This window comes from Roseiarcus sp., assembly GCF_049514155.1.
Taxonomy (GTDB): Bacteria; Pseudomonadota; Alphaproteobacteria; order Rhizobiales; family Beijerinckiaceae; genus Roseiarcus.
The window spans coordinates 1-12,806 of sequence record NZ_JBEKVH010000114.1 but is presented as its reverse complement, the minus strand read 5'-3'; the positions used below and the strand labels follow the sequence as shown (position 1 = coordinate 12,806).

Sequence of the window (12,806 nt, the reverse complement as noted above, 5' to 3'; positions counted from 1 at the left end):
TGCCGACGGTGAAGAAGCGCATGAGGATGTGCGGCAGACCGGCGGTGCCGAACATCAGCGCCATGCCGAGCGAGATCGCCGAGATCGGGTTGGCGACCGCGGCGCCGGGCAGCATGATCTTGTCGTGTTGCGGATGGACCTCGATCGCCTTGACGAGCAGGGCGTTGAAGTTAAACCCAAAGGCGTTGAGCACGAGCAGCGCCATGATGGTTGCGCCGATCAGCAGCAGCGCCGCCTTGATGATCTGCACCCAGGTGGTGGCGATCATGCCGCCGAAGGTGACATAGATGATCATCAGCACGCCGACCAAGATGACGGCGACGAGATAGGGCAGACCGAACAGCAGCTCGATGAGCTGGCCGGCGCCGACCATCTGCGCAATCAGGTAGAAGGCGACCGTGACCAGCGTTCCCGTCGCCGCCATGGCGCGGATCGGCGTCGCCTGCAGACGATAGGAGGCGACGTCGGCGAAGGTGTAGCGGCCGAGATTGCGCAGCGGCTCGGCCATCAGGAACATGATGATCGGCCAGCCGACGAGGAAGCCGATCGAGTAGATCAGGCCGTAGTAGCCGGAGCTGAACACCAGCGCCGAAATGCCGAGGAACGAGGCCGCCGACATATAGTCGCCGGCGATCGCCAGGCCATTCTGGAAGCCGGTGATGCCGCCGCCGGCGGCGTAGAAGTCCTTCGCCGTTCGGGTGCGCTTCGCCGCCCAGTAGGTGATGCCGAGCGTCAACAGGACGAAGACGGCGAAAATGCCGACAGCGTTCCAATCGACCGTCGCGGCCGCGGGAGCGTCGGCGGCGTAGGCCGCGCCGCCGGCCAGCGTGAGCGCGGCGGCGAGCAGGCTCGACTTGATCAGTCGGGTCATCACTTTCCTCCCATCGCGGCGGCGTTGACGATCGCCTTGGTCAGTTCGTCGTAATGGCTGTTGGCCCGGCTGACATAAATGCCCGTCAGCACGATCGAAGCGACGATGATCGCGGCGCCGACAATGATTCCGACGGTGATGGCGCCCCACACGGGGGCCGCGATGACGCCGGGCGCAAAAGCCACCAGCGCGATGTAACCGTAGTAGATCACCAAGGTGATGATCGCCAAAGTCCAGCCGAACGACTTTCGCTCTGCTACGAGTTTTATGTAATTCGGATCGCTTTGGATCCGCTTTACGGTTTGCTCATCCATTGAATCGTCCTCCCCGAATGGCTCATTCGCGCGGCCGGCGCCGCTGCGATGACGGCTCGCGCGCTTGTGTCGCGCGCCTTCTTGCGACACACGCAACCCCCTTCGCCGCGCCTTCGTTCGGCGCTTGGGCGGTTCGTTTCGCGTGTGATTCGATTGCGGGCGCCTCCGCCCGATTCGGCGTCCCTCCCCCCATTCATTAACTCGCTATAATGCTGGTGTTTGGCTGCGCCGTCGACCCGCGCACCCTAAGACCTTCGTCTAGAATCACAGGCGCTTCGGCCCGCAGCAGGTCCGGTCCCGGCGCGTTTGTGGGAGAGGCGGCGATCGGCTAAGTTCGAATCGGGGCTAGCCCCCGGTCGGGATGGGGGGTATCACACTTGGCTGATACGGCCCGGGGCCCCATATCAACGCCAGGCGTGGTCGCGCTTCAGGCGAGACAGCACCAGAAAAGGCCGACTCGATGGATTTTCTCCAGCCACGGTTGCATCGCATGAACCGCCGCCGACGAATTTATGAAGGCAAGGCCAAAGTCCTTTACGAGGGACCGGAACCGGGGACCCTGATCCAGCACTTCAAGGACGACGCGACCGCGTTCAACGCCAAGAAGCACGAAGTGATTGAAGGCAAAGGCGTTCTGAACAACCGTATCTCCGAGTACATTTTCCAGCGGCTGAACGACATCGGCGTCCCGACGCATTTCATGCGCCGAATCAACATGCGTGAGCAGTTGATCCGCGAAGTCGAGATCATCCCGCTCGAAGTCGTGGTGCGCAATGTCGCCGCCGGTTCGCTGGCGACGCGGCTCGGCATCGAGGAAGGCTCGCAGCTGCCGCGCTCGATCATCGAGTTCTATTACAAGAACGACGCCCTCAACGACCCGATGGTGTCGGAGGAGCACATCACCGCTTTCGGCTGGGCGAGCCCGCAGGAAATCGACGACATCATGGCGCTCGCCATCCGCGTCAACGACTTCCTCACCGGCCTGTTCCTCGGCGTCGGCATCCGCCTGGTCGATTTCAAGATCGAGTGCGGCCGGCTGTGGGAAGGCGACAACATGCGCATCGTCGTCGCCGACGAGATCAGCCCCGATTCGTGCCGGCTATGGGACACCAAGACCAACGACAAGATGGACAAGGACCGCTTCCGCAAGGACCTCGGCGGCATGATCGAGGCCTATACGGAAGTGGCGCGCCGTCTCGGCGTCGTTCAGGAAGGCGAAAGCTCGCTCGCGTCGGGACCGCGCCTGGTCAAGTAAGGCGCGGCGCTTCCGTCAGCCGAGCTTCGAGGCGAAGAACGCCATCGTCCGCTGGCGCGCCAGCGTCGCGCTCGGCGCGTCGTAGGCGGCGTTGCCGTAGCGATTGAAGGCGTGGCCGCCGGTCGGATAGGTGAAGACCGGCGTGTCGGGATGGGCGGCGGCGAAACCGCGCACGCCGTCGATCGGGATGTGCGCGTCCAGCTCGCCGAAATGCAGCATGACCGGAGCGCGCGGCTTCAGTTCGCCGAGCGCCGGCACGCCGCCGCCGTAATAGCCGACCGCCGCCGCCAGTCCGCCAACTTTGGCGGCGGTGAGCCAGGCGAGCGTGCCGCCGAGACAATAGCCGACCACGCCGACCTTGCCGCCCGCCTTGGCGGCTTCGACCGCGGCGGCGACGTCGAGCAGCATCGTCTCGCGATCGATCTTCTGCGCCAGCGCGAAGCCGCGCGCCATCGCCTCAGGCTCGTAGCCGACGTCGAAGCCGCGTTCGCCGCGATCGAAAATCGCCGGCGCGATCGCCAGATAGCCGTCGGCGGCGAAACCGTCGGCGACCGAGCGGATATGGGCGTTGACGCCGAAGATCTCCTGCACGACGACCAATCCGCCCCGCGGCGCGCCTTTCGGCTCGGCGCGCCAGGCGCTGAGTTCGAACCCGTCGCTCGCTTTCAGCTTGATCCACTCGCCCATCAGTCGGCCTTTCCTGTACTGAGATCGCGCCGGCCCGCGCCGGCGAGGCGCTGGCGCGGCGCCCGTTGCGCAATCGCGACGCCGCCGACGACCAGAGCCAAAGCGACGACATGGTAGGCGGCGAACGGCTCGCCAAGCAAGACGACCGCCATCAGCGCGCCAAAAACGGGAACGAGATTGACGAAGGCGCCGGCGCGTCCCGGCCCGATCAGCTCGACGCCGCGCATGTAGAAGAGCTGCGCGGCGAAGGCGGGGCCGAGCGCGGCATAGAGCAGCAGCAGCAGACCCGCGCCGGTCGGCCGGATGAAGTCGCCCGCCGCGACCTCGCCGACGAACAGCGGCAGCGAGCTGGCGAATGCGGCGAGCGCCATGCCGGCGAGCAGCCCGAGCGGCGAGACGCGCGGCCGCTCGCGTAAGCCCAGCGTGTAGCCGGCGTAAAGCAGACAGGCGATCAGCACCATGAGATCGCCGAGGTTGAAGGCGAGCCCGGCGAGGCGCGACCAATCGCCTTGCGCGGCGATCGCCGTCACGCCGGCCAGGGCGGCGAAGGCGCCGAGCGCCTGCAGCGCGGTCACCGTGTCGCCGAAGCCGAAGCGCGCCGCCAACAGCACGAAGGCGGGAATCGCGCCCTGAATGATCGACAGGTTGATCGCCCCGGTCAGGCTCGCCGCGGCGTAGAACAAGGCGTTGAACGCGGTGAAACCGAGCGCCCCCATCGCGCTGACGTAGAGCCAGTGGCCGCGCAGCGTCGCAAAGTCGGCGCGCAGCGTCTTGCGCGCGGCGAACAGGATCGGGCCGAGCGCGACCGCCCAGCGTCCGAACGTCAGCGTCATCGGCGCGATCTCGCCGACGGCGAGGCGGCTGACGACCGCGTGTCCGGCCCAGATCAGCGCCGTCGCCGTCAGCAGCAGGATCGGGCTGTTCCAGGTCGCGCGCCACGGTCCCGCCCATCCGGAACCGGCAATGTCTCGCATCGGTCGAGGCCTCCCGCTTCGCCGCGTCGGGCGAAGGGCGGCGGGCCGCCTCTGCGTTCCAAGGGCTCATCCGCCTTTAAGGCGACGCGCCGGCGAAGGCAACGCGCCACGGCGCTCGCCGATCGGCAAAACGAAAGCGGCGCCGGACAGGCCGGCGCCGCGAACTTCGGATCGCTCGAAAGCGCGTGAATCAGTACTTGCGCACCAGCGGAGCCGGCGGCGGCGGCGGGGCCTCGCCGATCATCCAGCGCAGGCCGATGCGCACGTCGTTGGAGGCGAGGTCGTTCTTGGAATAGACGGTGTAGCTGCCGGCGCCGCAGGAGAAGCCGGGCGGCGGGCCGAGCGTCAAGCAGTGCGACGAGCCGGAGGTGAACTTGCCGTAGTCAAGGTAGCGGTAGCCGAGATCGAGCTTGAGGTTCTGGGTGACGTCGAAGCTCAGGCCGGCCATCAGGCCCCAGGCGAAGTTCCACTTGCCGCCGTCGTCGGAATAGCCGCCGGTCGGGGATTGTACGCTGTTGCTGTAGGCGTAGCCGGTGTCGGTGAAGCCGAACAGCTTGTTGTAGGCGAAGCCGGCGCCCGCGCCGACATAGGGCGTGATTCCCGACCAGGTGCCGAGGTCGACGTAGCCGTTGAACATCGTCACCCACGAGCCGAGATTGGCGCGATAGAAGTCGGCGTATTGCTGCGTGCTGGTGTTTGTGCCGACAATATTCGGCTCGTTGAGCACTTCGAGCGTCTGGAAGCTCGCGCCGCCGCGGTATTCCTCGGTGACGTCAGCGCGGAGCCAGCTGTTGAACTGATAGCCGAAGCCGACGTCGAATATGCCCGAGTCGGAGATTGTCGGGTTGTAGAAAGTGTTGGTCGCCGCGGCGTCGAGAGTCCCGCCGGCGATGCCGGCCGCCAACGGATCGGGCGACACGGCGAGCTGCGGCGTCACCGCATTGATGCCGAGCCCCACGTCGCCGCGCAGGTACCAGCCGTTGAACTCCATCGGCGGCGGCGGCGGCGGCTCGAGAGCGGGCGGCGGCGGCAGCAAGTCCGCGGCGCCGGCGGCGCGGGCGAGGGCGAACAACGCGCCACCCGCAATGATAAGGGCCCTGTACTTGGCCATAACGAATCCCCTTGCTTCGACGCGCGCCAAGCGGCTCCGCGCTGTCCATCGCAGGGGAAAATCTCACGCAGACCTTAATGTAGACTTAACCCTAACAATTCACCCTAATGAATAGTAACGCGCCCGCCTTCCGTAGTGGCGATGGCGCGAGAGAAGCGTCGCCTCAGCGATCGTCTAGGCGCCGAGCGCGCTGTTCAGGCTCGCGAGAGAAACGCGCTGGCGGCCCGACGCATCGAAGTTGTCGGGCGACAGCCAGCGCTCGAACGCCGCCCGCCGCAGCGGCCATTCCGAATCGAGCATCGAGAACCACGCGGTGTCGCGATTGCGCCCCTTGACGATCACGTGCTGGCGAAACACGCCTTCGAAGGCGAAGCCGAGGCGTTGCGCCGCGCGCTTCGACGGCCCGTTGAGGTCGTTGCACTTCCATTCGTAGCGGCGATAGCCGAGTGTATCGAACACGTAGGCGGCGAACAGATATTGCGCTTCGGTCGCGCCGATCGTGCGCTGCATCGTCGGCGTGTAGAGCACGTTGCCGATCTCGACGACGCGATTGGCCGCGTCGATCCGCATCAGCGTCTGGTAGCCAACCGGCCCGCCGCTGACGTTGTCGATCACGGCGAAGAACAGCGGATCTTCCGACTTGGCCTTGGCGGCGATGCTCGCCTTGAACGCTTGCCGATCGGCGTAAGGGCCGTCGGCGAGATAGGTCCAGACGCGGTCCCGCTCGCCGCCGTTGGCGAGCGGAAACAACGCGTCGGCGTGCCCATCGGCGTCGAGCGGAACCAGCCTCACATGCCGTCCCGCCAAGGTCGTCCGCTCCGGCTGTTTGGCCGGACGCAGGTCGACCGGCGGGCCGATCGGCTGGTCGGCGAATACGCCCAAGCCAAATCTATTCATCCGCAGCCCCCGATCTTGCGGCTTGGCGGCTGGCGCGTTCGCCGTCTCGACTTCAGTGACTGTCGCGCGGCGTTCCCGCCGTCTGGGCGAGTCGCTGGTAGCCGATCGCCGGCTTCAGCACCATGCCCTCGTCGAATTGGGCGACCATTTCGCGCTGGATCTGCTGCCACGGCGTCTGGCTCTTGGGATAGGCGTAGCCGTGCTTCTCCAGCGCGTCGCGGCGCGTCGCCAGCTCCTCGTCGGAAATGAGGATGTTGGCGCTGCGTTTGTTGAGGTCGATGCGGACGCGGTCGCCGGTGCGCAGCAGCGCCAGCCCGCCGCCCGCCGCCGCCTCGGGCGAGGCGTTGAGGATCGACGGCGAGCCCGAGGTGCCGGACTGCCGGCCGTCGCCAATGCAGGGAAGCGCGCTGACGCCTTGCTTGATGAGCGCGCCCGGCGGCTGCATGTTCACCACTTCCGCGCCGCCGGGATAGCCGATCGGCCCCGCGCCGCGAATGAACAGAATGCAGCGCTCGTCGATCTCGAGCTTCGGATCGTCGATGCGGTGGTGATAGTCCTCCGGCCCGTCGAACACGATCGCGCGTCCCTCGAAGGCGTCGGGATCGCTCGGGTTGGAGAGATAGCGGCGGCGAAACTCATCGCCGATCACGCTCGTCTTCATGATGGCGTCATCGAACAGATTGCCGCGCAGGACGATGAAGCCGGCGTCCGCCTTCAGCGGCGCGTCGATCGGGAAAATGACGTCCGCGTCGTCCGATTTCCAGTTCCGGCAATTTTCGGCGATGGTCTTGCCGTTGACCGTCAGAGCGTCCTCGTGGACGAGCTTCGCCTTCATCAGCTCGTTGACGACCGCGGGCACGCCGCCGGCGCGGTGGAATTCCTCGCCGAGATACTTGCCGGCCGGCTGCATGTTGACCAGCAGCGGCACACGGTGGCCGATTGTCTCCCAGTCGTCGATGGTGAGCTTGACGCCGATATGGCGGGCGATGGCGTTGACGTGGATCGGCGCGTTGGTGGAGCCGCCGATCGCGCTGTTGACGACGATGGCGTTTTCGAAAGCGTCGCGGGTGAGGATGTCCGAGGGCTTCAAATCCTCCCACACCATCTCGACGATGCGCCGACCCGTCTCGTAAGCGATCTGCCCGCGCTCGCGATGCGGCGCGGGGATGGCGGCGCAGCCGGGCAGGCTCATGCCGAGCGCCTCGGCGAGCGCGTTCATCGTCGAGGCGGTGCCCATGGTGTTGCAATGGCCGATCGACGGCGCCGAGGAGGTCACGATCTCCATGAACTGCTCATAGCCGATCTTGCCTTCGGCGAGTTCGGCGCGAGCTTGCCAAACGATCGTGCCCGAGCCGGTGCGCTCGCCGTGCAGCCAACCGTTGTTCATCGGTCCGCCGGAAAGCACGATGGCGGGAATGTTGACCGTCGCCGCAGCCATGATGCAGGCGGGGACCGTCTTGTCGCAGCCGACGGTGAGCACGACGCCGTCGATGAAATAGCCCATCAAGATCTCGACCAGACCGAGATAGGCGAGGTTGCGGTCGAGCGCCGCGGTCGGACGCTTGCCCGTCTCCTGGAGCGGATGAACCGGGAATTCGAAGGGAATGCCGCCCGCCGCGATGATGCCGTCGCGGACCCGCTTGGCCAGATCGAGATGGTGGCGGTTGCAGGGCACCAGGTCGGAGCCGGTCTGGGCGATGCCGATGATCGGCTTGCCGGAACGCAACTCCCCGGGCGTCAGGCCGAAATTGAGGTAGCGCTCGATATAGAGCGCGGTCATGCCCGGATTGTCGGGGTTGTCGAACCAAAGCGTCGAGCGCAGCCGGCGTTTTTCGGTGCTCACTGCCTGGCGCCCTCCAGAAGGACCGTCCTTGTCGGTCATCGCGCCGATCCTCACGCCTCCACGGGCCGCTGACAGACCCCTGCGCACACTATGCGTCCAATCGTATGGTAAAATCAATCGATCGCCCCGAGGCTTCAAGCCGCACCCCGCCCGTGCTATGGCGGCCGGCGTTCGCGCCCGTAGCTCAACTGGATAGAGTATCGGTCTTCGAAACCGAGGGTTGGGAGTTCAAGCCTCTCCGGGCGCGCCAAAACTCCGCCTGTGCGGCCGCTTTTGCGTGCCGCGCCGCGACCTTGACTTCGCGGGCGCTTGTCGCCAGTTTCGCGCGCCTCGATCAAGGGGCGCCTGTGCAAGGTCTTATGCGCACCTACTTGAGCTTCGAAACACCGGTCGCCGACATCGACGCGCGTCTCGACGAGCTGCGCGCCCTGACCGCCAAGGGCGACTCTCCGGCGATCGACGAGGAGATCGCCCGACTCGAAGCGAAAGCGACCAAGACTCTTGCCGAGCTCTACGCCGCGCTGACCCCGTGGCAGAAGACGCAGGTCGCGCGCGTTCAGGGCCGGCCCCATTTCAACGATTACGTCAAGGGATTGATCGACGATTTCACGCCGCTCGCCGGCGACCGCAAGTTCGCCGAGGATGCGGCGATCGTCGGCGGCCTCGGACGTTTCCGCGGCCAGCCGATCTGCCTGATCGGCCACGAAAAAGGCGACGACACGGCGAGCCGCCTCAAGCACAATTTCGGCATGGCGCGGCCCGAAGGCTACCGCAAGGCGGCGCGGCTGATGGAGCTCGCCGACCGATTCGACTTGCCGGTCGTATCGCTGGTCGACACCGCCGGCGCCTGGCCGGGCGTCGACGCCGAGGAGCGCGGCCAGGCCGAAGCGATTGCGCGCGCGACCGACGTCAGCCTCTCTCTGGGGACGCCGAACGTCGCGGTGGTGGTCGGTGAAGGCGGCTCGGGCGGCGCGCTGGCGATCGCCGCCTGCAACAAGGTGCTCATGCTCGAGCACGCGATCTACACCGTCGCCTCGCCCGAAGCGGCCGCCTCGATCCTGTGGCGCGATTCCTCGCGCGCCCAGGACGCGGCGACCAGCATGAAGATCACCGCCCAGGACCTGCTGAAGTTCGGCATCATCGACGCGATCGTGCCGGAGCCCATCGGCGGCGCCCATCGCGATCCGCAGGCGGCGGTCGAGGCGACGGGGCGCGCCGTCGCCGCCGCCCTCGATCAGCTCAGCAACATGTCGCGCGAAGCCTTGCGCGACGCGCGGGCGCAGAAGTTTCTCGCCATGGGCCGCAAGCTCTAAACGCCCGCTCCGCGCGCCGGCGCCGCCGCGCCGCGACGGTTAAGGGCTTGGCAAGGTTACGCGGGCCTAATCGCGCCGATGGACTTTCGGCCTCTGGTCGGCTAAGCCGTAACAGCCTGAGAGGAATGATCAATTGTACGATTGGCGGACGCGGTTGTTCGCGATCGGCCTCGCCGTGGCGGCAGGCGCGCTCGCAGCGGGATGCGAGGACGCGCTCGAAGCGGATTCCGGGCGGTCGCAACGTCCGATTCCCAACGAGACCGTGGCGCTGATGGACAAGATCGGCACGACCCCGTCGGCGCCGATGCTGATCCGCACCTACAAGCAGGAAGCCGAGTTCGAAATCTGGAAGGCGAACAGCGACGGCCAATACGCGCTGCTCAAGACCTATCCGATGTGCCGCTGGTCGGGCCAGCTCGGGCCGAAAGTGCGCGAGGGCGATCACCAGGTCCCGGAGGGCTTCTACACCATCGCCCCCGGCCAGATGAATCCGAACTCGCACTATTACCTGTCGTTCAACGTCGGCTATCCCAACGCCTATGACCGCGCCTACGGGCGCACCGGCGGCGACATCATGGTGCATGGCGTCTGCTCGTCGGCCGGATGTTATTCGATGACCGACGCGCAGATCGCCGAGATCTACGCAATCGCCCGCGAAGCCTTCAACGGCGGTCAAAGCACGATCCAGATGCAGTCGTTCCCGTTCCGGATGACCGCCGAGAACCTCGCCAAGCACCGGCTCGACCCCAACATCGCGTTCTGGAAGGAGATCAAGAGCGGCGCCGATCATTTCGAGGTGACCAAGACCGAGCCGGACGTGCTCGTGTGCGGCAAGCACTACGTCTTCGGCGCGCATGCCGACCACGACATCGACGCCAGCGCCCCCTGCCCGGCCAACCTGCAGCGCGACGATCAGGTCGAAGCGGCGGTCGCCGACAAGGAAGCGGGCGACGACGCGGCAGTGGCGTCGCTGGTCGCCCAGGGGGTCAAGCCGGTCAGGATCGTCTACCAGGACGGCGGCCAGAACGCCGCCTTCGCCGGCCGGCAGGACCTCGACCCGAGCGCGCCCGAGGCGCTCGCCGCCGCTCCGACGGTGATCACGCTCGACAATTCCGGCAAGCCGCTGCCTCCGGTGGTGAAAGTTGCGACCGCCGCCGAGGCGCCCGCGCCCGCCGCGACGCCAGTTGCGGCCAGCGCGCCGCCCGCCGCCGCTCCCGCCCAGACCGCCGCCAACGCGACCGGCGCGTCGCCGTTCGGCTTCCTCAGCGGCGGCGGGGTCAAATCGTTCTTCGGCCTCGGCGGAAGCGACGCGCAGCCGCCGCAGGTCAAGGTGTTCGAGCCGGCGCAGCCGATCCCGACCGACGCGCCGCTGCCGCCCAAACGCAACGCCGCGCTCGACGCGCGCGGGCCGCAGGCCTCCGCCGCCCTCCTGAGGACAAACGCGGACTGAGAAGCCAGTGGCGCGGGCCTCCGCGCCCGCGGCCGCGGAAGGCCGCGCCACTATTCATCGAGCCGCTTCTCCATCACCAGGAACGTCGGCTCTGGGTAGCCGGGATGGGCGCCCTGCCCGGCTGGCGCGAAGCCGAAGCCGGCGAACAGGCGCTGGTTTTCGCCGAGCGCAAGCCGCACGCGCAACGTCATCCGCTTAAGGCCGCGCCGGCGCGCTTCCGCTTCGCCCGCCGCCAGCAGAGCGCGCGCGATTCCCCGCCCGCGCCAGGTCGGCAACGTCGAGACGCGGCCGATATGGAGCGCGCCGTCCTTCTCCGCCCACAGCGCGACGCCGACCAAAGCGCCGTCGATCTCCGCGCCGGCGCCGCCGCCCTCGGCCAGCTTGGCGGCGACGCTCGCGGTCGTCTCGCCGAGCGCCCCGGAGGGCGGATCGGTCGCGTGGCTCTGCGCGGCGAAAGCTTCGCGGATGAGGCTCGCCGCCGCCGCGGCGTCGCCGATCGTCAGCGATCGAATCCGAACCGCCGCCACGAGTCCCCTGCCTCCCAGAGCAAGTTGTCTTTAGCTCGATGCGGTTCCGACCGTCATCGCGAGCGACAGCGAAGCGATCCAGGCTAAGCCGCAGCCGCGGTCCCCAAGTCTGGATCGCTTCGCTTTGCTCGCGATGACGATTGGGATGATTCGACTTGAACGCATCATGCGCTAGCCCGCGGCGCCGACGTTCGACCAATTGAGCACGATCTTGCCGCACTCGCCGCGCCGCATCGTCTCGAAGCCGGATAGGAAGTCTGCGGCGGGCAGGCGATGGGTGATGACCTTGCGCACGTCGAGGCCGCTTTGCAGCATCGCGATCATCTTGTGCCAGGTCTCGAACATCTCGCGTCCATAGATCCCCTTGATGGCAAGCTGCTTGAAGATGACCTTGTTCCAGTCGACCAGGGTCGGTTTGGACGGCAGGCCGAGCAGCGCGATGCGGCCGCCGGTGACGACCGAATCGAACAGCTGATCGAAGGCGGCCGGCGCGCCGCTCATTTCGAGGCCGACGTCGAAGCCCTCCGCCATCTTGAGCGCGCCCATGACCGCGCGCAGGTCCTGGCGCGACACGTCGACAGGCGTGACGTCGGCGACTTCGGCGGCGAGCGCGAGGCGGCGCGGATTGATGTCGGTGATGACGACATGGCGGGCGCCGACGTGGCGCGCCACCGCCGCCGCCATGATGCCGATCGGCCCGGCGCCGGTGACCAGCACGTCCTCGCCGACGAGATCGAACGACAGCGCGGTGTGGACGGCGTTGCCGAGCGGATCGAGGATCGCGCCGAGTTCGTCGTCGACGTCGTCGGGCAGCGGCACGATGTTGAAGGCCGGCAGCGCCAGATATTCGGCGAACGCGCCGGGAATGTTGACGCCGATGCCCCGGGTTTCCGGATCCATGTGAAAGCGGCCGCCGCGCGCGGCGCGGCTGTGCGTGCCGGTGACATGGCCTTCGCCGGAGACGCGTTGGCCGATCGTCAGGCCCTTTACGTTGGCGCCGAGGTCGGCGATGACGCCGGAATATTCATGGCCGACCACCATCGGCACCGGCACGGTCCGCTGCGCCCACTCGTCCCAATTGTAGATATGGATGTCGGTGCCGCAGATGCCGGTCTTGTGAACCTTCACCAGCGCGTCGAACGGGCCCACGGTCGGGACCGGCCGCTCTTCGAGCCAGAGCCCCGGCTCCGCCTTCGCTTTTACTAGCGCCCTCATCGAATCCGCTCCTCAAACGATGCCCAGTTCACGGCCCGCCTCGGCGAAAGCCCCGACCGCGAAGTCGACGTCGGCCTCCGTCAGCGCCGCCGACATCTGCGTTCGTATCCGTGCGCGGCCCTTCGGCACGACCGGAAAGAAGAAGCCGGCGACATAGACGCCGCGCTCGTCCAGCGCCGCCGCCATCTCCTGCGCCTTGCGCGCGTCGCCCAGCATTACCGGGATGATAGGGGTCTCGCCTTTCAGCACGGTAAAGCCGATCCTCTCCAGTCCGTTGCGAAATCGCTCCGCGTGCGCGGCGAGGCGCGCGCGCAGGTCGTCGGCGTGAATCGCGATCTCCAGCGCCTTC

At 67.1% G+C, this 12,806-nt stretch carries 13 protein-coding genes and 1 tRNA gene; 4 read left to right on the top strand and 10 right to left on the bottom strand.

What is annotated here, in order from left to right; genetic code table 11:
- Together ABSF49_RS15285 and ABSF49_RS15280 are read right to left on the bottom strand one after the other, a co-directional pair.
- A partial coding sequence (locus tag ABSF49_RS15285) for a sodium:solute symporter family transporter (protein WP_424113514.1) occupies positions 1-871 on the bottom strand: 871 nt, incomplete at its 3' end.
- On the bottom strand, positions 871-1,275 hold the full coding sequence (locus ABSF49_RS15280) for a DUF485 domain-containing protein (protein ID WP_424113513.1): 405 nt from the start codon (positions 1,273-1,275) through the stop codon (positions 871-873). The genes ABSF49_RS15285 and ABSF49_RS15280, both read right to left, overlap by 1 nt.
- A 370-nt stretch (positions 1,276-1,645) precedes the next feature.
- On the opposite strand from ABSF49_RS15280, the gene purC reads away from it, so the two are divergent.
- Positions 1,646-2,440: a phosphoribosylaminoimidazolesuccinocarboxamide synthase gene (gene purC / locus ABSF49_RS15275; RefSeq protein ID WP_424113512.1), complete on the top strand. Its 795-nt coding sequence runs from the start codon at positions 1,646-1,648 to the stop codon at positions 2,438-2,440.
- Positions 2,441-2,455: 15 nt separating this feature from the next.
- Here the strand turns inward: purC and ABSF49_RS15270 are convergent, their stop codons facing one another.
- From ABSF49_RS15270 to ABSF49_RS15250, 5 genes are all read right to left on the bottom strand, one after another.
- Positions 2,456-3,127 carry a dienelactone hydrolase family protein gene (locus ABSF49_RS15270; RefSeq protein ID WP_424113511.1) on the bottom strand — a complete coding sequence of 224 codons (672 nt, stop codon included), beginning with the start codon at positions 3,125-3,127 and terminating at the stop codon, positions 2,456-2,458.
- Positions 3,127-4,101, bottom strand: a complete 975-nt coding sequence (locus ABSF49_RS15265) for a DMT family transporter (protein WP_424113510.1) — start codon at positions 4,099-4,101, stop codon at positions 3,127-3,129. Before ABSF49_RS15265 ends, ABSF49_RS15270 begins: the two co-directional genes overlap by 1 nt.
- A 190-nt stretch (positions 4,102-4,291) precedes the next feature.
- Entirely contained in the window at positions 4,292-5,212 is a 921-nt protein-coding gene (locus tag ABSF49_RS15260; RefSeq protein WP_424113509.1) for an outer membrane protein, read from the bottom strand.
- A 174-nt stretch (positions 5,213-5,386) separates the two neighbouring features.
- Complete coding sequence (locus tag ABSF49_RS15255) at positions 5,387-6,109, bottom strand: GNAT family N-acetyltransferase (RefSeq protein WP_424113508.1); 723 nt, start codon at positions 6,107-6,109, stop codon at positions 5,387-5,389.
- A 52-nt stretch (positions 6,110-6,161) separates the two neighbouring features.
- The gene (locus ABSF49_RS15250; RefSeq protein WP_424113507.1) at positions 6,162-7,952 is read right to left on the bottom strand and encodes an IlvD/Edd family dehydratase; all 1,791 of its coding nucleotides are present in this window, start codon (positions 7,950-7,952) and stop codon (positions 6,162-6,164) included.
- Between the two features lie 173 nt (positions 7,953-8,125).
- Here ABSF49_RS15250 and ABSF49_RS15245 point away from each other — a divergent pair.
- The 3 genes from ABSF49_RS15245 (at position 8,126) to ABSF49_RS15235 (ending at position 10,715) form a co-directional block, all read left to right on the top strand.
- A tRNA-Arg gene (locus ABSF49_RS15245) sits at positions 8,126-8,202 on the top strand.
- Between the two features lie 109 nt (positions 8,203-8,311).
- Positions 8,312-9,265 carry an acetyl-CoA carboxylase carboxyltransferase subunit alpha gene (locus ABSF49_RS15240; RefSeq protein WP_424113506.1) on the top strand — a complete coding sequence of 318 codons (954 nt, stop codon included), beginning with the start codon at positions 8,312-8,314 and terminating at the stop codon, positions 9,263-9,265.
- A 133-nt stretch (positions 9,266-9,398) separates the two neighbouring features.
- The gene (locus tag ABSF49_RS15235) at positions 9,399-10,715 is read left to right on the top strand and encodes a L,D-transpeptidase family protein (protein WP_424113505.1); all 1,317 of its coding nucleotides are present in this window, start codon (positions 9,399-9,401) and stop codon (positions 10,713-10,715) included.
- A 50-nt stretch (positions 10,716-10,765) separates the two neighbouring features.
- On the opposite strand, the gene ABSF49_RS15230 is transcribed toward ABSF49_RS15235, so the two are convergent.
- The 3 genes from ABSF49_RS15230 to ABSF49_RS15220 all read right to left on the bottom strand — a co-directional run.
- Positions 10,766-11,242, bottom strand: coding sequence for a GNAT family N-acetyltransferase (locus ABSF49_RS15230; RefSeq protein WP_424113504.1), 477 nt, complete (start codon positions 11,240-11,242; stop codon positions 10,766-10,768).
- Between the two features lie 171 nt (positions 11,243-11,413).
- Positions 11,414-12,457 carry an L-threonine 3-dehydrogenase gene (gene tdh, locus ABSF49_RS15225; protein ID WP_424113503.1) on the bottom strand — a complete coding sequence of 348 codons (1,044 nt, stop codon included), beginning with the start codon at positions 12,455-12,457 and terminating at the stop codon, positions 11,414-11,416.
- Positions 12,458-12,469: 12 nt separating this feature from the next.
- Positions 12,470-12,806: aminotransferase class I/II-fold pyridoxal phosphate-dependent enzyme (locus ABSF49_RS15220; RefSeq protein WP_424113502.1), on the bottom strand; the 337-nt coding region annotated here is incomplete at its 5' end.